Here is a 19,987-nt window from a genome sequence, read left to right on the forward strand (position 1 = left end):
TTCCGACGGTAATTGAAACACAATGGCACAATTTACCGACGACGACATCGGCAAAGACGTCGTCAACGCACACGGCGACAAGGTCGGGATCGTCGCGGACGTCGAGCACGGCACCGCACACGTCGAACCGGACCCGGGGATTACGGACACCATCAAGGCGACGCTCGGCTGGGGTGGCGCCGACGAGGACGCCTACCCGCTCCAGGAGGAGGCGGTCGCGCGGGTTACCGACGACGAAATCCGCCTCGAGAGCGACCTCGAGCGATCCGGGAGCCAGACTGGATCCGAGACGGGGATGGGAGCAGGAACGGCCGGAACAACCGACACCACCGGAACAGGGGGCACGGATGCGGACGATGTCCAATCCAATACGACCGGGTCTCCGGGGTCCAGCGACCTCGAATCCGGACCGGCCGGAACGGCTGACACGGATACTGGAACGGACACCGGCACCGGCACTGGCACCGATTCCGGCATCACCGACGACGACGGACTGATGGGCGACGATGATGACGACGACGGCCTGATCGGCGACAATAACGATGATGACGGGCTCATCGGTGACGACGAGAGCCGCCGGAGCGACGAAGGGCGGCGACGGAACGATGACGACGAACTCATCGGCGACGACAACGACGACGGCCTGATGAGCGACGACGATGACAGCGACCTGATCGGCGACGATAACGACGATGACGGGCTCATGAGCGACGACGACGATGACGACGATCACATCGGCGACAGCGGCAACACGACCACTCGCTGAGCCGGTCCGTGATCCGGTCGCCCCGGGCCGAGTGCTACCTTTTTCCGCTAACTGACCGATAGCCACCGGCGTAGTCCGCTCTCGAGGACGGCGAAAAATCGATCTGCTCCCCGTCTGAGTCGCCCGTTACTCCTCTCGTGCGTTGCTCTCGCTCTGCTCTTGGTAGTCGCTTCCGGTGTCGGCGTCTCGTCCTCGCCGCCGCTCGCTCGAGGGCTCGTGTGCCCCCCCAGAGCGCTCGCTGGTCCGATCCTCGCGGTTGCGGTTTTGGCTGCGATCCTGGCTGTCGCGGTCCTGCTCGTGTTCCATTCGAGTCGCGTCGATCCCGCGGTCGGTCGCCTCCGGGCCCCGTTGAGTCTGGGTCGGTTGCTGGTTCATCGCCCGTCGTTGGCCGGCGCGCTGTAGGCCCCGACTCGAGTTCGAACCGCCGGTTCCGCTGTCGATCCGCTGTGAGGGTTGGTCTCGAGACTGGTCGGGTGATTGCTGGCGACGCTGTCCGTGCTGCGTTTGCTGGCCGCGCTGGTCGTACTGGGGGTGCTGGCTTTGCTGACCGCGACCCTGCTGTGGGGAGCTCCGTCCGGCGGGGTGTCCCGACTGGTCGTTTCGCTGTTCCGGTCGCCGTTCCTGATCGCGGCGGGTGGTCGATTGCCCCGAGGACTGGGCCTCCTGCATGCGGTGTTCGGGGCTGGTCGCGCTGGCGGATTCCCCGCCGTAGGTCATCCCCTGATTTTGGTGAGGCTGTGGCTGCGATCGTGGCTGTGACTGCCCCTGATCGATCCACTCACCCGTTTGCGGGTAGGCCTCCATCGGCTGCTGGGACTGCCGTTGCTGTGGTTGCCGTCCGCTCTGGTGGCGTGCTCGCTCGGTGTGTTGGTCAGTAGTCGACCGAGCACCCATCTCGGGTGACGGCTGTTGACGGCCCATCTGTGTGCTCTGGCCCTCCATCGACGGCCGCTGTTCGCTCCGTTGTGTCCGGCGCGTCGGCGGTGTTTGCGCTTGCGCTTGTTGCTGGGCCTGAGGCTGGGGCTGAGACTGGAACTGGGGCTGTGGCTGTAGCTGGGTCCCCGATTGAGACTGCGAACCCGCCTGTGCGGCCATTCCCGCCGCGGCACCCCGCTCGAGCGCGCGTTCCATCTCCGGCGCCATCGCCTCCATCCCCTGCAGGTAGCTCTCGAGCATCGACCGCGTGAACTCCTGGCCCGGAACCTGATCCAGCATCGATTGGGTCATCTCCATGCCTTGCTCCTGTGCGGTCTGTTGCCACTGCAGCGCGCTCAGGGTCATCTGGGCCATGCTTCGCTGGAGGTTCAGCAGTTGCTCGAGGGCCTCCTGTCCCTGATTCATCGTCGTTCGTTGCATCTGTGTGGTCGGGTCCGTGCTGGAGTTGGATTGCTGGTCTGTCATTGGTTGGCTCCGTCGCGTAAGGATACGCTCCGCTCGCACTGTGAGGATCCGGCTAGGACGGCTATCGGCGCTGTGCCGTCGCGCTGACGGTGTAGCGCTCACCTATCACCGTCGCTGCCGTCCCCTCGACGCCCGCCGACCCGCAGTCGTCCTGGGCGACGGAGCAGTCAATAAAGGTCGCCGTCGGTTCCAGTCGGGTAGCACGAGGCCAACCGTTCGAAACGATCGGAAACGGTGATTCCCCACGGCCAGCGAGGGTGAATCCTACTCGAGTTCTGCGGGAGTAATCAGCTCCAGTTCGAGCGTGAACGGATGCTTAGTGTGGTAACAGCAGCTTAGCGGTCGCCGAAGCCAGATGGCGTCTCGTGCAACACCCGATGGATCTCTCCCTGACGGTCTCGAGACCAGCTGGTACCTTACGACTCGGAGTTCGGCTCGCCGAACGATTTCCCCTCCCGCTCGTCGGCGCGGCGGCGCCGCAGCGCCGCCCGCGCGTTGGAAGCTTCGTAGCCGAACAGGACGCCGTCACCGTACGCCTCGGCCACCTCGAGGGCGTGAATCAGGTCGTCGACATCGACGTTTACCGCGTACAACTCGATATTGAACGGCGTCTCGAGCGCGCTCTCGAAGCCCTTCGCGATGGTCTCGAGCCAATAGGTCGTCCCGTAGTGCGTGTCGTACAGCGGGACGACGAACTCGTCGACTAAGTCTTCGAGGGCCTCGAGATCGAGCCCGGCCCGCTCGTAGAGGTGGCCGGGATAGGGGTCCGGATAGAGCGTCATGTAGGTCTTCCCGGGGATGCGGTCGACCGCCTCCTCGACGAACTCGGTGACGACGCTGGCGCGCCACTCGAGGCGGTCGTCGTACTCGCTCGCCTCGAACGCCTGCTCGCAGACGCCGCAGTGACAGTACTCAGCCCGCGGGAAGCCGACGTCGTCGAGCCGGACGTCCTCGTTGGCCGCGACGCAGTCGTCGATGATCTCGAGCAGTCCCTCGCGGTAGTCGGTGCGGGTGGGACAGACGTAGTCCCAGTCGAACTGCGGGCGGTCGCGCGTCGCCGGTCGGCCGAAGTCGTCGACGGGGACGAGCGACGGATCGGCGTCCGCCGCGGCGTTGTCGGCGAAACACGAGACCATGTTGATCCCGTCGTCGATCGGTTCGGCGGACCGGCCGGTCACGTCCTTGACTTCGTAGAATCCGCGGTCGAACTCCGGCCACCGGACTTCTTCGGCGTTTCGGGTGACGACGCCGTACATAGCTCAGGGTACGACGCCGTCGCCGTAAGCCGTTCGGTTACGGTACGACTGCGTTGCGAGCGGGCCGTTACTCGGTCGGTTCGTAGTCGATCTCTTCGACGTCGGACGAGCCGCTGAACGCGACTTTCCAGAGGGCGACGATGACGACCAGGGCGAGCAAGAGTTTGACTGTACGCGACATGTACACCCGAACGAACGCGCGGAAACCACTTAGATATTCTGGATGACTTTCTAGAAACGAATGACGGTCGACCGTCGTCGTTGCCGCAACCGTCGACGCGGTCGACCCCGACCGAATTGCAGTTTCGGTTTCCGTTCCGGTCTCAGTTCGTCTCGATCAGCGACGCGATCTCGTCGCGGACGATCGTCTCGCAGTACGCGCACCGAACGCCGTCCTCGAGCACCTCGAACCGCGAGGTGACGGGCTCGTCGCCGGTCGTGATGCAGCCGCGGTTCGGACAGGAGAGGACGCCTTCGACGACGTCGGGGCGCTCGACGCGGTGTTTCTCGATCACCTCGTACTCGCGGACGATGTTGATCGTCGCGTCGGGCGCGATCAGCGAGAGCACGTCGACCTCGTCCTGGCTCAGTTCCCGGCCCTCGACCTTGACGATGTCCTTGCGCGCGAGCCGGTCCGAGGGGACGTTCATCCCGATCGAGACCTCCTCGCCCTCGCTGCCGTCGATGCCTAAGATTGCGAGGACGTTCAGCGCCTGACCCCCGTGGACGTGGTCGATGACGGTGCCATCCTGGATCTTGCTGACGCGCAGTTCGTGGTCCGCGTTGCCGTCGTGGTGGTCGTGGTCGTCACTCATCGGTCTCACCTCCCTGTCCCTCGGCGTCGCTTAGCAGGAGATCCAGCAGCGCCATCCGCACGGGAACGCCGTTGTGTGCCTGCTCGAAGTACGCCGCGTGGTCGGTCTCGTCGATCTCCGGCGCGATCTCGTCGACGCGGGGCAGCGGGTGCATCACCGTCAGGTCGTCGTCGGCCGCCTCGAGCGTCTCGCTATCGATCTGGTACTCGCCGGCCACCTTCTGGTACTCCTGTTCGTCGGGGAACCGCTCGCGCTGGATGCGGGTGACGTAGAGCACGTCCAGCGAGGGCAGGACCTCCTCGAGCGATTCGTGCTCGCGGATCTGGGCGTCCTGCTGCTGGTGGAGGTCGTAGACGACCTCCCGCGGGAGTTGCAGGCTCTCGGGACTGATGAAGTGCTGGCTCGTATCGAAGTTCGTCAGCGCGTAGGCCAGCGAGTGGACGGTTCGGCCGTACTTCAGGTCGCCCATGATCCCGATGGTGAGGTCGTCCAGGCCGGCGTTCTCCCGGATCGTGTAGAGATCGAGGAGGGTCTGGGTCGGGTGGTGGCCCGCACCGTCGCCCGCGTTCAGCAGCGGGACGTCGATAAACTCGCTTGCCATCGTCGCCGCGCCCTGTTTGGGGTGGCGCAAGACGAGCGCGTCGGTGTAGCCTTCGATGACCCGAACGGTATCGGCGAGCGTCTCCCCCTTCTTGACGCTCGAGGATTCGACCGAACCCATGTCGACGACGTCGCCCCCCAGGCGCTTCATCGCGGTTTCGAAGCTCATCTTCGTCCGCGTGCTCGGCTCGAAAAAGAGGAGCCCGAGCAGTTTCCCCGCGTGGCGGTCGGCGACGGCCGCCCGGTCGGCGTCGATCTCGGCCGCCCGATCGAGGACGGTTTCGATGTCCCCCCGCGAAAGCTGTTTGCTCGTGATGAGGTGATCGTGGCGCATTCCTTTTCGTTCGTGTAGGCTTCTGCCGGCCCCTTGAATCCCTCCATTCGGAGTCGGCGCTGCGCTCGGTCGTAATTAGCAACGACACCTCGGAATCGATCCCGATCCCGACGCCGTTTACATGTTAGTAAAATAACCCTATCCCGCCGGTTCAACGCCGTTGTGGGTCGAACGCGAAGGCAAAGAATTATCCGGGCACTGGGGAAACTACGTACAATCGTATGGTGGATCGGTTGGAAACCGGCATCGACGTGCTGGATCGGAAACTCGACGGCGGCCTCCCGCCGGGGAGTGTCATCGCCTATACGGCGCTGCCGGCCAGCCAGTCCGAACTGCTCCTGTACGAACTGACGGCCGCGCGCGGCACCCTCTATCTGACGACCGAACGGTCGACCGAGACCGTCGAGTACGCCATCGAGGATTCGCCCTCGGCCGTCGGCAGTCCGACGATCAGACACGTCACCGGCGACGCGCCGCTCGAGGCGGCCCGACAACTCGTCGACGCGCTGCCGGACGGTGCGAACCTCATCATCGACACGATGAACACGCTCGAGCGGACGGATACCGACGAGTACATCGACTTTCTCAACGACCTCAAGCGTCGGATGGTCGAGACGGGATCGATCGCGGTACTGCACTGCCTGAAGGGACAGGACCCACCCGCAAACCGAGCGCGGACGTTCCACGCCGCCGACGCCATTTTCGATCTCACGACGGACATTACCGGGACGGAACTCGAGAACCACCTCACGATCCCGAAGTTCCGCAACGGCGGCCAGCCGACCGAGGCGATCAAACTCGAGCTCACGGAGGAAGTCGAGATCGACACGAGTCGGGATATCGCCTGACCGCTCCAGCGGTGGCGCAACTCGATACTTCGCAGTTCAAACTTCTTGCTCGGGCGTCGTAAACGGCGTAATCGCCGCAGTCCGCTCCGTAACCGTTGCCGTCCGCAGGATGTACGCGAACAGCAACGCGAGGGGAAACGAGCCGACCGCCGCGGCGATCGGAAAGACCACCCGCTGGACCGATCGGGCAAAGGGCGGCCCCGACAACCCCGTCAGCGCGAACAGCATCCCGATCGCGACCCCGACGGCGGGCACTCCGGCGTAGAGGAGGTTCCGGGAAAGCCGCGAGAGTTCGACCTGCAGGTAGACCGATTTGAAGTACTGCCGGGCGATGTCGATCTCCCGCAGCCGATCGAGCAGATCGTCGATCGCGGCGTCGGCCTCGTCGGACAGTTCGTCCTCGTACGCTCGTTGGACCTCGTCGAGCCGTCGAATCTCGTGGGCGAAGTTCGTCTCGAGCAGCGTCGAGAGCGTGTTGAAGATGCCCTCGTCTGACTCCCGGACGAGACGGTCGATCCGGTCGAACTCCTCAGTGAGTCCGGCCACGACGTCGTCGATTTCGCCGGCGGCGTCGTCCGGAAACGTGTTCGCGGCGAGCCCGCCCAACCGTTGGGCGTCCTGCCGGGTGCTTTCCATGACGAGCCGAAGAAAGCCCGACGGCTCGGCCGGCGCGGTCCGGTTCGCCACCGACTCGATCTCCTCGCGGTAGTCGACCGTCTCGGCGATTTCGGACTCGAGTTCCCCCGGCGGCTTGAGTTCCTGCGAGAGCAGTAACTGATTGATCGAGACGACGACGGTGATCAGCGTGAAGTTGCCCGATATCAGGCCGCTGAACGCGTAGAACAGCGACTGGGTATCCGACAGCGGCGCGAGCCCGCTGACCGTCAGCGCCAGATAGAGCGCCCCCAGCCCGGTCGCGACGCCGGCGGCGATCGCGACCCGGTTGCCGTCCAAACGGAGCCACTGCGCGAGATCGTCGGGCCCGGCCTCGAGCGTCGATTCGGCCTCGTCGCTCGACGAGTCGGCCATCGTGTCCGTCGATCTACGAGCCTGCGAGCGAAAAATCCGGGCCGCGCAGGTGCACGTGTGCGGTCCGCGGGACGGTCTGCCAGCGGAGCCGCATTACGATCCGCTACCACGGACGAAACCGGGGACTCGAGAACGAGATCGGTGCCGGAAAACCGAGCCGATGGACTACGCGGTTCCAGAATAAAACGGCAGAACGCGAGTCGGCGTCGCGCTTACTCGTCGGCGCCTTCGAGCTCTTCGACGATCTCGTCGGCGTCGACGTCGGCGTCCTCGAGGGCCTCCTCGATGTCGCCGCCGCCCATACCGCCCATGCCGCCGCCCATCATGCCGGGCATGCCCATGCCGCCCATGCCGTCGATGACTTCCTGGACGATGACGCGGTCGACGTCGACCTTGCCCATGATGTCCTGAGCGATCTGCTGCTTGCCCATCATCCACTGCTGGTTCATCGTCATCTGGGGCGTGGCCTCGAGGTAGAGTGTCTCCTTCTCGACGACCTCGGTCTCGAACTCGGGCTCGGCGTCCTCGTCGTCCTCGTCGGGTTCGACGGGGACCTCTTCCTCGACTTCGTCCGTCTCGATCCAGAGCTCGGGCTCCATGCCGAGGTACATCTCGAACAGGCCGGCGGCCTTCTCCTCGCGGTCCTCGACTTCCTCGACGACCTCGTACTCGTACTCGATGTCCTCGCCCGCGAGCGGGTGGTTGAAGTCGACGCGGGCGCGGCCGCCGATGATCGTGCTGATGTAGCCCTGCTGCCCGTCAACCTGGACGTTCGCGCCGGGGTAGCGGTCGTCCTCGTCGATCTTCTCGGCGCTGACGGTCTGGACGTCGTCGGGGTCGTACTCGCCGAAGGCCTGTTCGGCGGGGACCGTCACGGTCCCCTCGTCGCCGGGCTCGGAGCCGACGATGTCGTCTTCGACGGCCTCGAAGATGTGACCCTCGCCGAGCACGATCGTGCGCGGCTTGAACTCCTGTCCCTGGTCGTCGACGCCTTCTTCCTCGGCGACCTCGGGATCGGTCGTGTCGACGAGCTGGTCCCCGTCGACGGTGTAGGCGGTGTACTCGATCTCGACGAAGTCGCCGTTCTGAAGCCCTTCGGCTTCGGATTCGGCGTCTTCTGCGTCTGCTTCGACGTCATCGGCCTGCTCGTCTAGCTCGGCCTCCTCTTCCTCGGTCATACGTTGTACGTCCCGCCGTCTGCATTTAAGGGCGACGTTTTCCCGCGAGGCCGAGCGCGACCGATACTTACTCGGTCGGTCGCCCACTCGAGGCAGACGAGCGCAATGTACGAGGTCGAAGTCAAGGTGCCCGCCGACCCCGATCTCGCGGCCGTTCGGGAGCGCCTCGAGCGCGGGGGCGGTTCCGACGGCGAGGACGAGGCGCGCCGTCTCGAGGCCGAGCGGGCGGGGACGGTCGTACAGGAGGATACCTACTACGACGCGCCCCACCGATCGTTTCCGGAGACCGACGAAGCGCTGCGGATTCGCCGGGAGTCGAGGCCCGACGCCGATCAAACCGACGCCGAGAGCCGCATCACCTACAAGGGGCCGCTGCTCGACGACGAGTCCAAGAGCCGCGAGGAGATCGAGACCGGCGTCGCGGACGGCGAGAAGATGGACGCCGTGCTGACGAACCTCGGATTCGCCCCCGCCGCGACGGTGCGCAAGGAGCGCGAGCACTACACCCTCGAGCGCACGGTCGGCGACGACGGCGACCGGCGCGCGTACACCTACACGATCACCCTCGACGCCGTCGACGACGTCGGCGAGTACGTCGAGGTCGAAACCGACGTCGAGCGGGAAGCCGACCTCGAGCCAGCCCGCGAGGGCGCCTACGCCGTCCTCGAGTCGCTGGCCCTCGATCCGGCCGACCAGATTCGGACCTCGTACCTCGGCTTACTGCTGGAGTCGTGACGGCAACGCTTGCCGTGCGTATTACTAACAAGTATTTTCCAAGCGGAATCTGTTTCCGCAAGTTATAGAACCGCGCTCTTCGAAAGACCGCCAATGAGCGAGCGGAACATCCGGGTCGAGCCGATCGACCGGCACGCAGTCGAGGATCAAGAAGTCGAAATCGTCGAGCGAAAGGGGATCGGTCACCCAGACACCATCTGTGACGGCGTCGCCGAGGCGGTCTCCGAGGCGCTCGCCCAGGAGTACATCGACCGCGTCGGCGAGGTGCTGCACTTCAACACCGACGAGACGCAACTCGTCGCGGGCGAAGCCGCGCCCGCCTTCGGCGGCGGCGAGGTCGTCGACCCCATCTATCTCCTGATCGTCGGCCGCGCGACCAAACACTACGACGGCCAGACGATCCCCGCCGAGACGATCGCGCTGCGAGCGGCCCGCGAGTACCTCGAGTCCGAGATTCCCCAGCTGAACGTCGGCGAGGACATCGTCGTCGACGTCAAACTCGGCGAGGGCAGCGGCGACCTGCAGGAAGTCTTCGGCGAGGACGAAGTCTCGGTCCCGATGGCCAACGACACCAGCTTCGGCGTCGGCCACGCACCCCTGACCGAAACCGAGCAGATCGTCCTCGAGGCCGAGCGACGGCTCAACGGTGAGTTCGCCGACGAAAACCCGTACCTCGGCCCCGACGTGAAGCTCATGGGCAAGCGCGAGGGCGACACGATCGACGTCACCGTCGCCGCGGCGATGATCGACGAGTACATCGCCGACCTCGACGAGTATATCGAGGCCGTCGACGCGGTCGAGGAGTTCGTCGAAGACGTCGCGACCGACCACACCGACCGCGACGTTAACGTCCACGTCAACACCGCCGACGACTACGAGGAGGGATCGATCTACCTGACCGTCACCGGCACCTCCGCCGAGCAGGGCGACGACGGCTCCGTCGGCCGCGGCAACCGCGCGAACGGGCTCATCACGCCCAACCGCTCGATGTCGATGGAAGCGACCAGCGGGAAGAACCCCGTTAACCACATCGGGAAGATCTACAACCTGCTCTCGACCGAGATCGCCGAGGAGGTCGTCGCCGACGTCGACGGTATCCGCGACCTGCGCGTTCGCCTGCTCTCACAGATCGGCCGCCCGATCGATCAGCCCCACGTCGCCGACGTCCACGTCGTCACCGCCGACGGCGTCGACCTCGAGGACGTCGAAGCGGACATCGAGGCCATCGTCGATCGGGAACTCGCGAACGTCACCGACATCACGCGGCAGGTCATCGACGGCGAGCTCACCACGTACTGAGCCGGCCGTCGTCCGGCACTCGTTGATCGCGCGCGTCTGGAGTCCATGGACGCTCGCGTCTGGAGTCCATGGACGCTCGCGTCTGGAGTCCATGGACGCTCGCGTCTCGAGTGCTGCGATCGCTCCCAGCCTCGAGGCTGCCGCCAGCGCAACATCCAAACCGTCCCGCAGCGTGCGTTCGTGTATCGAAACGAAACAGCGGTGAGCCTCAGGTGTCACGTCCGTCGGCCAGTTCGAACCGCGTCGTCCTCGCCGTCGTCGCCAGTACCTTCTTCGTCGGGTTCGGCGGCGGCGTCGTCTTTCCGATCCTCCCCAATCTGGGCGAGGTGCTGGGCATCTCGTCGTTTCTGGTCGGGATCATCCTGAGCGCGAACCGGTTCACCCGGCTGGTGGCGAACGCGCCGGCCGGCTCGCTCGTCGACCGGATCGGCACCCGCAAACCGTTCATCGCCGGCCTGGCGATCGAGGGTGTCGCGACGTTCGGCTACGTCGTCGCGCTCGCCGCCGGAGGGTCTGTCCTGTGGTTTCTGCCGAACGTTCCCGAGTTCTGGTTCATGGTCGCCCGCATTCTCTGGGGCATCGGCAGTGCGCTCGTCTTCGCGACCGCGTACACGATCACGGCCGACGTCAGCGAGGCCGACTCGAGGGGGACGAGCATGGGCATCGTCCGCGCCGGGATCACGTTCGGCTTCCCCGCCGGGCTCGTGCTGGGCGGGCTGGTCAGCGACGTCTGGGGGAACGTCGAGGCCTTCGTCCTCGCGGCCGCCTTCGCCGGCCTCGCGAGCGTCATCGCGTTCCTGATCGTCCCCGAGACCCACGTCGACAGCGAGCAGAAGTCTGTCAAGCCCTGGGACATCGAGACGACCGTCCCCGCGCTGACCGTCGGCCTCGTCAATTTCGGGCTCTACTTCGCGTACATCGGCGTGCTGTTCTCGACGCTCGTCCTCTTGCTCGACGAGCGAGCCATCGCGATTTTCGGGCTCAACGCGCAGGGCTCCTCGGGAATGCTGATGGCCGCGACGGTGCTCTCGGGCTCCGTGTTCACGCTCGGCGGCGGCGCGCTCTCCGACGCCGTCGGGGCTCGCGTCCCCGTCATGCTCGGATTCCTCCTCACGTCGTTCGTCGGCTTCGTCGCGCTGGCGATGGGACGGAGCTTCGAAGTACTGGTGCTCGCCTGCCTCCTGATCGGCGCGGGCCAGGGCGGCGTCGGCGGCCCGCTGACGGCGCTGCTGGCCGATCTCACGCCGGAGGAGCGTGTCGGCCGCGCGATGGGGACGAACAACGTCTTCGGCGATGTCGGCGGCGGTCTCGGACCGCTAGTCTCTCTGCCGCTCGTCAACCTCGTCAGCTTCGAGTTCGTCTACGGGCTCAGCGCGATCCTGCCGGTACTGGCCGGGGTCGTACTCCTCGCCGGAATCTACGCCCACACCGGCCGTGTGAACCCCTCGATCGGCGAGTCCGCGAGCTAACGGCCGCTCCAGCCGTCCGTTCCGGATGTCTACAACAACCCGAAACCGACTCGAGAGCCGCGACGGTGGAATTACCCTCGAAGGAACGCCTACGCCGTGTTGTTCCTGGCGCTCGCAGCCTTCGGCGCCGGGCGCATCCTCGGCGTCGACCGCTACCTCGAGAACGTCCGCGCCGGCGGCCAGCGGCTGGTCGAGAGGGACCCGAACCTCCGCTACGTCCTGGGTTGACCGAGTCGGGTCGTGCGCCGCGGCTCCCGCGAGTCTCGGTTTTCTTTTCGACCGACTCCCCGGTGTCGCGTCCCACGCGAGGCTGTCCCTCGTAACCCCCTTATAGCCCCAATCGTCTATCCCCCTGCATGCATCCGCCGGGAGCCGACACCGTTCTCGTTCGCCATGGGGATCTGAACACGAAGAGCAACGTCGTCAAGCGGCGCATGGAGGGGCTCCTCATCGAGAATCTCGAGGCGCTGCTCGCGGACCGCTCGATCCCCGGCGAGGTCGAACACCGGTGGAACCGGCCCCTGATCCACACCGAGCGGGACGCGGTCGAAGCGGCGACCGCGGCCGCAGCCGACGCTTTCGGTGTCGTCTCCGCGAGCCCGTGTCTGACCACGAGCACCGAGAAGGGGGAGGTCCTCGAGGCGCTCGCGGAAACGGCTCGCGAGTGCTACGACGGCGGGACCTTCGCCGTCGACGCCCGGCGAGCGAACAAGCAGCTTCCCTACGGCAGCGAGGACCTGGCTCGAGACGGCGGAACGGCGATCTGGGAAGCCGTCGAGGACGAGTTCGAACCCGAAGTCGACCTCGACGATCCCGACCTCACGTTCGGCGTCGAAGTCCGGGAAGACGCCGCGTTCATCTACCTCGAGCAGGTCGACGGGCCCGGTGGCCTCCCGCTTGGCGCCCAAGAGAAGGTGATCGCGATGATCAGCGGCGGGATCGACTCGCCGGTCGCGGCCTACGAGATGATGAAACGCGGCGCCCCGGTCGTGCCGGTCTACGTCGACCTCGGTGCCTACGGCGGTATCGACCACGAGGCTCGAGCGATGGAGACGGTACGGACGCTCTCCGAGTACGCGCCCAACTTCGACATGCAGGTCTACAAGATTCCCGGCGGCGAGACCGTAGACCTCCTCGTTCGGGAGATGGAGCAGGGCCGGATGCTCTCGCTGCGGCGCTTTTTCTACCGAGCCGCCGAAGTGCTCGCGGAGCGGATCGACGCCCACGGGATCGTCACCGGCGAGGCCGTCGGGCAGAAATCCAGCCAGACGATGCAGAACCTCGCGGTCACCAGTCGCGCCACCACGCTGCCGATCCACCGCCCGCTGCTGACCCGCGATAAACAGGACATCGTCGCAACCGCTCGCGAGATCGGCACGTTCACCGACTCGACGATCGACGCCGGCTGCAACCGCGTCGCGCCGGATCGGACCGAGACCAACGCCCGCCTCGAGCCGCTGCTCGAGGCCGAACCCGACGAGCTGTTCGAGCGCGCCGAAGAGGCGGCGAAGAACGCAGAACTGGTCGAGCCCTGAGTTGAAGCCTGAAGCCTGAAGCGGTTCGCCCGAATTACCGGCGGCCGCGATTACAACTCCTCGGGCGTCCAGTCGCCTTCCTCGAAGAACTCGTTGAGGATCGTTTTCATCCCCTTCCGGAGGTGCTGGTGCATCGTCGGCGGCGTGACGTCCATCGCCTCCGCGATCTCCTCGCCCGTGCTCTCGCGGGGCCAGTCGAAGAAGCCGGCGTAGTAGGCGACCCGAAGCGTCGTCAGCTGGCGCTCCGTCAGTTCGTCGAGGATCCGGTTGCGCCGCTCGGCGGCCGTCCGAACCGGGCGATCGACCTCGCGGCGGGCGACCAGTTCGGTGTTCTCGTAGATCACCGACAGCGCGTCCGCGATCTCGCGAACGTTCGCGTCCTGGGGCACCTCGACCAGGCAGGTCCCGACGCCGTCGCTCACCGCGACGTCCCGGATCGTCGTCCCGTGGTTCGCCAGCGTCCGCACGCCGGACTCGGCCAGCCGCATCTCGATCGTACACTGGCTCGTCCCGTCGTGGATGAGCCGACACTCCTCGATCGAGTCGTGGGCCTGTGCCTCCTCGAGGACGGTCTCGCCGTCGAGGCCGTCGACGGTGACGAACTGGAAGGTCTTTCCCCGCGACGACGTGCCGACCCACTCGAGCGAGCAGGTGCAGTCGTACTCCGTCGAGAGGTCGAACGAGAACGTGTCGCCGCCGTCGATGCGGAACTCGAGTTCGACGACGGTGTCGGCCAGCAGGAGTTGGCGGTTCTTGACCGCCATGATCGTAAAGCCGATCGTCTCGCCGAGTAGCTCGAAGGCGGCGGCCTCGCTGTCGGTGAAGGCATCGGTGCGGCTCGCGAGCACCGAGAGGACGCCGTAGGTGGCGTCCTCGTACGTGATCGGCACCGCGATCGTGGCTCTGACGTCGTCCTCGCGGGCCGCCTCCTGCAGATCGGCAGGCAGCGGCTCGGACTCGAGGATGTGGTCGGTGATCTGGGTCTCGCCCGTTTCGGCGGCCCGGGTGACCGAGCAGTGTTCGTCGGCGCCGACGTCCCGAGTGCGCTCCATGTACGCCGTCGCGTCGCCCGCGCCGATCCGGTAGGCGAGGGTGTCGTCGGCCGCTCGCTCGACGATCAACGCGCCGCAGTAGAGGTCGGAGTCGACGAGTTGCTCACAGACCTGCCGTTCGATCGCGTCCCGCGTGGGCGCCTGGACGAGCGTCTCGATCGCGTCGCGGATGACCGCGTTGATCCGATTGAGTCGCTCGAGTCGGGCCTGTCGCGAGCGGAGTTCGCGCTCGCGTCTCGCGCGCTCGGTGATGTCGCGAGCCAGCCAGACGACGGCCCGCTGCCCCTCGATCCGCTCGTCGATCGGGACGACCCGCCCTTCGAATCGCCGCCAGCCCTCGGTGGTCTCGACCCCGTACTCGACGGACTGGATCTCGTCGGTCTCGAACGCGCGGTCTATACATCCCCGCAGTTTCGCCACGGTGTCGTCGGGGAACGCGTCCTCGAGCCTGCGGCCGATCAGATCGTCCGACGAGACGGTGTACAACTCCGCGGCGTCGGGTCGGATCTGCGCGTCGAGGTAAGTACCGTCCTTGCCGATCACGAACGCCTCGTCCGGGAGTTCGTTGGCGAGGATCTGGTGGTAGTCTCGCTCTCCGTCGGTTCCGTCGTGGTCGGGTCCGTCCGCGGCCGTCCCGAGGATGCGATCAACTGTATCGTCGTGGTCGCCCGGCGCGTACTCGTCCGCGTCCGCCCGAACTGCGGTCGCCGCGAGCGGTTCGCTGCCCGCCGGCGGCGCCGCGACCGTCGGCACGTCCGCGACGTCCCGGACGCGTTCGAGGAGCGTCCGCAGTTCCGATCGGTCGTCAGTCTCGAGGACGACAGCCGCGGGACGGCGAAGGCCGCCGTCGGCATCGGCGTCAGCGTCAGCGTCGGCGTCGGCATCGTCATCCCCGGCGGCCGCACTCGAGTCGTCGGTGTCGGATTCCTCGTTCCTCTCCGCCCCGTCGAGCGTCTCGAGCGCGTCCGCGAGCCGCGCCGCCTCGATCGCCCGCACCGGCCGGTCGGCCGCCGCCTCGAGCGGCCCAGCGAGGCAACTCTCGGTGGTTTCCGAGCCGCAAACGAGGACGATCGGTCGCCCGTGCGAATCTAGTGTCATGTCCACCCGGTTCGATACCGCCCGACGGTGCGTCGTCGAGCGGCACCTTTCTACTTACAACCGGATGTCGGAATAAAAATGTAGTGGTCTCACAGACGCAGGGGTAACTGCGCCGTCGAGCGAGCGGCGGCCACCGTCCGAGATCAGGACGGTTCCGGTTCCAGTTACAGTTCGCCGTTGTCCTTCAGTTCCTGGAGCAGGTCGTCGACGAGCGATTCGGGGTCGTCGTAGGGGAAGTCCCCGCCCGACACCTTCGTGTTCAGTTCCATCGCGGTCATCGAGAAATCGCCGGACTCGAACTTCGTTCCGGGCCCGTTCGGCAGCGCCGGGACGAGATCCATCGGACTCGAGACGGGGTAGTCTGCACCTTCGAACGCGTCGATCATCTGTTGTCGGAGTTCGGCTTCGTCTGCCATCGTGACTCCGATTTGCATACCGTAAATAATAAATTTGTGGGTAGTTGCGATTGCCCGCGAAATCGAAGCGGTGTGTCCGTCGCGGCGTTTTTCGAGGTTCGACCGACGACTCCATCGCTACTCGAGATGACGCCCGTCGATCCGAGTCACTAGCTGCTGATATTTTCCCGAAACAGTAATTAATCCGCGGCGGGACGTTCATCGTATGGCTAAAGATACCGTCAGGTACCCCGACGAGGTCGTCGAGGAGATCGACGCGCTCGTCGAAGACGGTATGTTCGAGAGCAAATCCGAGTTCTATCGGTTCTCCGCGGAGTACGTGCTCACGCTGATCAACGACGAGCACGAGGTCGAGACGTTCAACTTCGACGAGATCAAGTCGGAACTCGATATCACCGAACAGGACCACGCGAAGGCGCTGGGTGCCGACGGGGGGACGCTCTTTCTCGACGCCGTCATCACCGTCCGGAAACAGGGCCTGCGCGGCAACTACGAAGCCGCCGAGCGGTTCATCGACACCCACTACGACTCGACCGACCAGGAGTGTATCATCCTCGAGGAACTGCTTGGCACGTACCGGGAGAAGTCGCCCTGAGCGTCGCTCGAACTCCGCCTACTGCGTTCGTTGAGCGGTGCCGCTGTGACTACTACGATCGGTGTAGTCAGCGCTCAGCAGAACGGTTCGCCGAGCGCCTCGAGATCGACGTGGTCCCGAACGAGTGCGGCTGCGCGGTCGTAGGGCGTCTCGGCGGCCGACTCGCGTGTAGACCGATCGCCACTGGCACCGCTCGGTCGATCGACGCCCGCTGACTCGGCGACCGCCTCGAGAAACGCCGTCCGAACCGTCACGTTGTCGAACAGGCCGTGGAGGTACGTTCCGAACACCTGGCCGCGCGCGGCGCTCGCGTCCTCGAGCGGCCGGGCGACGCCCTCGAGCGCGCGCGTCCGGCCGGCGTGAATCTCGTACCCCGAAGCGGTCGCCTCGCCGTCGACGTCCGAAAGCAGCGGCGTCGCGGAGCCGTCGACCTGTACCGTCCGTTGCTCGAGTCGCTTGTCCGCCTCGAATCGGGTTTCAACTGGCAAGAGTCCCAGCCCCTCGACGACGTCGACGTCGCCGGTCCCGGTCCCCTCGAGGCCGGCGTTCGTAATGCGTTCGCCGAGCATCTGATAGCCGCCACAGAGGCCGACGACGGGGCCGTCGAAGGCCCGGATTGCGTCGCCGACGGGCGACTCGCACAGCGCGAGCAGGTCGTCGACCGTGTTCTTCGTGCCCGGGAGGACGACGGCGTCCGCGTCGACGCGCTCGAGCGGATCAGTTGCGCGTGCGATCTGGGTGCCGTCCTCATCGAGCGGAACGAAGACGACCGATACGCCGGGTTCCGCCGCCAGCGCCTCGAGATCGGTCGCGTTGGAGATGCGCGGAAAGCGCGGGACGGCGATCCGAATCCGGCGATCTTCGGGGACGCCGTCGTCGTCGCCGAGCGTGCCACGTTCTTCCTGCCCCGGCAGCGCAACGCTGTCCTCCTCGGGCAGTCCCGGATCGTCGTAGGGCAGCACGCCCAGAATCGGGACGCCGGTTCGGGATTCGATCGCCTCGATGCCGGGCTCGAGCAGCGAGCGGTCGCCGCGGAACTTGGTGACGACGGCGCCGACGACCCGTTCGCGCAGGTCCTCGGGCAGCAGTTCGATCGTCCCGTAGAGGCTGGCGAAGGCGCCGCCGCGCTCGATGTCGACCAGCAGGAGGATCTCGGCGTCGGCGAACCGGGCCGTCTCGACGTTCGCGAGGTCGCGGTCGTGGAGGTTGATCTCGGCGATGCTGCCCGCACCCTCCGCGATGACTACCTCGTTGTCGGCCGCCAGCCGCCGGTAGGCGTCGACGGCGCTCTCGCGCGCGCGATCCCAGTACTCGTCGTAGTAGGTGCCGACGGGGACGTGGTCGTGGGCCTCGCCCTGGAGGACGAGTTGGCTCTCCGCGTCGCCGCGGGGCTTCAACAGGACGGGGTTGTGGTCCGTCGTCGGCGTCGTGCGTGCTGCTCGCGCCTGAACGAACTGCGAGACGCCGATCTCGCCCCAGCGGTCGGCGTGGGTCGTTCCGTCGCCGTGGTCCCCGCTCTCTCCGGGGGTTCCGACGGCTTCGTCTCGAGCGTCGCGTCCGTCCGTCGTCTCCCCGCGGTCGCTTGACTCGGGGCGAACGACGACGCGAGCGTTGTTGCTCATGTTCTGAGCCTTGAACGGAGCCACGGCGACGCCCCGATCGGCGAGTAATCGACAGAGACCGGCGGCGACGGTCGACTTACCGACGTGGCTCGCGGTGCCGGCGACGAGCAGCGTTCGAGTCATCCGCGTACGCGTATTCGCGCGGCCTCGCGTATCGTCCTATCGGTTGCGGCGGGCCGACGCCGAACCGACCTCTTCAAACCGGTCACGGAACCGACGTGGCAGGCGTCGGGACTCGATTTTTGCTCGTCGTCGCCGATAGTCCGTACATGGCTACCCAGCGGCGTCGTCTGCGACGACGGCTGCTCCTCGCCGGCGGGATTATCGGGTTCGGGTTCGGCGCCGTCCTCGACGTCGTCATCTTCCACCAGATTCTCCAGACCCACCACCTGCTCTCGGGGTTCTACGATCCGTACACCTACGACGGCGTCCGAACGAACGTCATGTTCGACGGGCTGTTCACGGCCGGCACGCTCACAATCGGGTGGATCGGCATCGCGCTACTCTGGCGCGTCGTCAACGGGACCGACGCGCGCCTCTCGACGCGGGCGCTCGCCGGTTCGATCGTCGTCGGCGCGGGCGTGTTCAACGTCTTCGACGGGATCGTCGATCACTACGTGCTCGACCTGCACAACGTCGTCCACGGGACCGAGGCGTGGAACCCACACTGGGTCGTCGTCAGCGTCCTCCTGCTCGCGCTCGGCGCGCTCATCCTGCGGTCCGCGAACGGCACCGAGCAGCGGACGAGCACGCGATCGGCCGATTGAGACTACGCTAATCGATCCCCATCGAACGCTAGTTGCACGCGCTCGTGTTCGAGAAACGCCGTCTCGTACCCCTCGTGGCGGGCGACCTGCGGCGGTTCGAGAGTGAACGAGATGTCGTCGATCCGGTCGGCCCCCAGCCCCTCGAGGGCGAGGCCGTAGTGGTGGCCGAGTTCGGGAGCGATCGTCTCGCGGGTCGGTTCGTCGATCATCGTTCGCTCGCCGCTCCGACCGGTCACCGAGAGCGACGCGAACGGCAGGACGTAGCCGTTGTACGCCGTCTGCGGCACGACCGCGAGGTAGGGGCCGTCCGTGATGGCCGGCACGCCGTCGACGACGACCGCCGGAAAGCGTACGTCGCCGCCAGTCTCTACGGTGAGAGGGTCACCGGGAAACGATTCGATCGACGGCGCGACCGCTGCCGGCCGGTCGCGGTCCTCGTCGGTCGGTTCCATCGGCTCGAGCGCATCGCCGTCGTCGCGCTCGTCGGCGTCGACCAGGGTTCGCTCGAGCGACTCGATTTCTTCCCTCGAGAACTCGAGCGCGAACGTCGCCGTTGCGGGTTGCCCGAGCCGATCGGCGGACGGATCGGCCGTCCGACAGTCGGCGCCGCCGACGCGGACCGTCGCCTCGTAGCTGCCGTCGCCCGCGAGGGCGACGTTATCGCCGTAGTGAAACCCCATCCGCTGGGAGAGCATGGGCCAGAGGGTCCGCCTGTCGACGCGCTCGCCGTTCCGGCGGACGGTAACGGACACGGACGTCGGCACGATCGCGTTCGTCGCGACGTCCCGGACGCGGACCATCAGGTGCAGCGAGTGGTCGTCGTGCAGGTCCGCCCGCGTCCGTTCGTCGCCGGTGACCGTCCAGAACGAGTGGGGTCGTGTCGCCAGCGCCGTGATTTCGCGGCCGTCGATCGTCTCCGACCCGTAGGGAACCATCTCGTCTCTCTTCGGCGGGACGTAGACGCCGTCGGGCGGATCGACGACCAGCCGCCGCCAGGCGTCCTCCCGCTCGAGGGACTCGAGACAGCCCGCCAACGGCCCGAGGGCGGCGCCGCTGACGGTACCGATCGCGCCGAGTCGAAGGACGTCACGTCGGCGCATGAATCGCCGTTTCTACGCCGGGATCGCCCATAGCGGTGCTGGCTGCGATTGCCACGGACGGATCGAAGGCCG

Annotated in this window: 18 protein-coding genes and 1 pseudogene; 9 read left to right on the plus strand and 10 right to left on the minus strand. The window is 66.3% G+C overall.

Annotated features, from left to right (window positions below):
* Positions 1 to 22: 22 nt before the first annotated feature.
* Positions 23 to 766: a PRC-barrel domain containing protein gene (locus tag ATJ93_RS00965; protein ID WP_120242780.1), complete on the plus strand. Its 744-nt coding sequence runs from the start codon at positions 23 to 25 to the stop codon at positions 764 to 766.
* Between the two features lie 126 nt (positions 767 to 892).
* On the opposite strand, the gene ATJ93_RS00970 is transcribed toward ATJ93_RS00965, so the two are convergent.
* The 4 genes from ATJ93_RS00970 to pyrB form a co-directional block, all read right to left on the minus strand.
* Entirely contained in the window at positions 893 to 2,167 is a 1,275-nt protein-coding gene (locus ATJ93_RS00970) for a hypothetical protein (RefSeq protein WP_147376611.1), read from the minus strand.
* A 416-nt stretch (positions 2,168 to 2,583) separates the two neighbouring features.
* Complete coding sequence (locus tag ATJ93_RS00975; RefSeq protein ID WP_120242782.1) at positions 2,584 to 3,423, minus strand: hypothetical protein; 840 nt, start codon at positions 3,421 to 3,423, stop codon at positions 2,584 to 2,586.
* 323 nt (positions 3,424 to 3,746) lie between these two features.
* Complete coding sequence (pyrI, locus tag ATJ93_RS00980; protein ID WP_120242783.1) at positions 3,747 to 4,238, minus strand: aspartate carbamoyltransferase regulatory subunit; 492 nt, start codon at positions 4,236 to 4,238, stop codon at positions 3,747 to 3,749.
* Complete coding sequence (pyrB, locus tag ATJ93_RS00985) at positions 4,231 to 5,172, minus strand: aspartate carbamoyltransferase (protein ID WP_120242784.1); 942 nt, start codon at positions 5,170 to 5,172, stop codon at positions 4,231 to 4,233. Before pyrB ends, pyrI begins: the two co-directional genes overlap by 8 nt.
* Positions 5,173 to 5,393: 221 nt before the next feature.
* On the opposite strand from pyrB, the gene ATJ93_RS00990 reads away from it, so the two are divergent.
* Complete coding sequence (locus ATJ93_RS00990) at positions 5,394 to 6,020, plus strand: RAD55 family ATPase (RefSeq protein WP_120242785.1); 627 nt, start codon at positions 5,394 to 5,396, stop codon at positions 6,018 to 6,020.
* 36 nt (positions 6,021 to 6,056) lie between these two features.
* Here the strand turns inward: ATJ93_RS00990 and ATJ93_RS00995 are convergent, their stop codons facing one another.
* On the minus strand, positions 6,057 to 7,049 hold the full coding sequence (locus ATJ93_RS00995; protein WP_211334008.1) for a hypothetical protein: 993 nt from the start codon (positions 7,047 to 7,049) through the stop codon (positions 6,057 to 6,059).
* Between the two features lie 212 nt (positions 7,050 to 7,261).
* Positions 7,262 to 8,227 carry an FKBP-type peptidyl-prolyl cis-trans isomerase gene (locus ATJ93_RS01000; RefSeq protein WP_120242786.1) on the minus strand — a complete coding sequence of 322 codons (966 nt, stop codon included), beginning with the start codon at positions 8,225 to 8,227 and terminating at the stop codon, positions 7,262 to 7,264.
* 105 nt (positions 8,228 to 8,332) lie between these two features.
* Between ATJ93_RS01000 and cyaB the strand changes: the two genes are divergently transcribed.
* The 5 genes and pseudogenes from cyaB (at position 8,333) to ATJ93_RS01025 (ending at position 13,265) form a co-directional block, all read left to right on the plus strand.
* Positions 8,333 to 8,962: a class IV adenylate cyclase gene (cyaB, locus tag ATJ93_RS01005; protein ID WP_120242787.1), complete on the plus strand. Its 630-nt coding sequence runs from the start codon at positions 8,333 to 8,335 to the stop codon at positions 8,960 to 8,962.
* 93 nt (positions 8,963 to 9,055) lie between these two features.
* A complete protein-coding gene (locus ATJ93_RS01010; protein ID WP_120242788.1) occupies positions 9,056 to 10,261 on the plus strand; it encodes a methionine adenosyltransferase in 1,206 nt (401 codons plus the stop codon).
* Positions 10,262 to 10,473: 212 nt separating this feature from the next.
* Complete coding sequence (locus ATJ93_RS01015; RefSeq protein ID WP_120242789.1) at positions 10,474 to 11,730, plus strand: MFS transporter; 1,257 nt, start codon at positions 10,474 to 10,476, stop codon at positions 11,728 to 11,730.
* A 90-nt stretch (positions 11,731 to 11,820) separates the two neighbouring features.
* A pseudogene (locus ATJ93_RS01020) lies at positions 11,821 to 11,958 on the plus strand (DoxX family protein); the annotation flags it as partial.
* Between the two features lie 128 nt (positions 11,959 to 12,086).
* On the plus strand, positions 12,087 to 13,265 hold the full coding sequence (locus ATJ93_RS01025; protein WP_120242790.1) for a tRNA sulfurtransferase: 1,179 nt from the start codon (positions 12,087 to 12,089) through the stop codon (positions 13,263 to 13,265).
* 50 nt (positions 13,266 to 13,315) lie between these two features.
* On the opposite strand, the gene ATJ93_RS01030 is transcribed toward ATJ93_RS01025, so the two are convergent.
* Both ATJ93_RS01030 and ATJ93_RS01035 read right to left on the minus strand, forming a co-directional pair.
* Positions 13,316 to 15,415 (minus strand): bacterio-opsin activator domain-containing protein, encoded by a 2,100-nt coding sequence (locus ATJ93_RS01030; RefSeq protein ID WP_120242791.1) that lies wholly within the window; start codon positions 15,413 to 15,415, stop codon positions 13,316 to 13,318.
* A gap of 164 nt (positions 15,416 to 15,579) precedes the next feature.
* Positions 15,580 to 15,831, minus strand: coding sequence for an MTH865 family protein (locus tag ATJ93_RS01035; protein WP_120243878.1), 252 nt, complete (start codon positions 15,829 to 15,831; stop codon positions 15,580 to 15,582).
* A 205-nt stretch (positions 15,832 to 16,036) separates the two neighbouring features.
* Between ATJ93_RS01035 and ATJ93_RS01040 the strand changes: the two genes are divergently transcribed.
* Entirely contained in the window at positions 16,037 to 16,426 is a 390-nt protein-coding gene (locus ATJ93_RS01040) for a CopG family transcriptional regulator (RefSeq protein ID WP_013880687.1), read from the plus strand.
* Positions 16,427 to 16,500: 74 nt separating this feature from the next.
* Here the strand turns inward: ATJ93_RS01040 and ATJ93_RS01045 are convergent, their stop codons facing one another.
* Entirely contained in the window at positions 16,501 to 18,171 is a 1,671-nt protein-coding gene (locus ATJ93_RS01045) for a cobyric acid synthase (RefSeq protein WP_120242792.1), read from the minus strand.
* 146 nt (positions 18,172 to 18,317) lie between these two features.
* On the opposite strand from ATJ93_RS01045, the gene ATJ93_RS01050 reads away from it, so the two are divergent.
* On the plus strand, positions 18,318 to 18,815 hold the full coding sequence (locus ATJ93_RS01050) for a DUF2243 domain-containing protein (RefSeq protein WP_120243879.1): 498 nt from the start codon (positions 18,318 to 18,320) through the stop codon (positions 18,813 to 18,815).
* A gap of 2 nt (positions 18,816 to 18,817) precedes the next feature.
* Here the strand turns inward: ATJ93_RS01050 and ATJ93_RS01055 are convergent, their stop codons facing one another.
* Positions 18,818 to 19,915: an iron transporter gene (locus tag ATJ93_RS01055; protein ID WP_120242793.1), complete on the minus strand. Its 1,098-nt coding sequence runs from the start codon at positions 19,913 to 19,915 to the stop codon at positions 18,818 to 18,820.
* Positions 19,916 to 19,987: the final 72 nt, after the last annotated feature.

The organism is Halopiger aswanensis (assembly GCF_003610195.1).
GTDB lineage: Archaea > Halobacteriota > Halobacteria > Halobacteriales > Natrialbaceae > Halopiger > Halopiger aswanensis.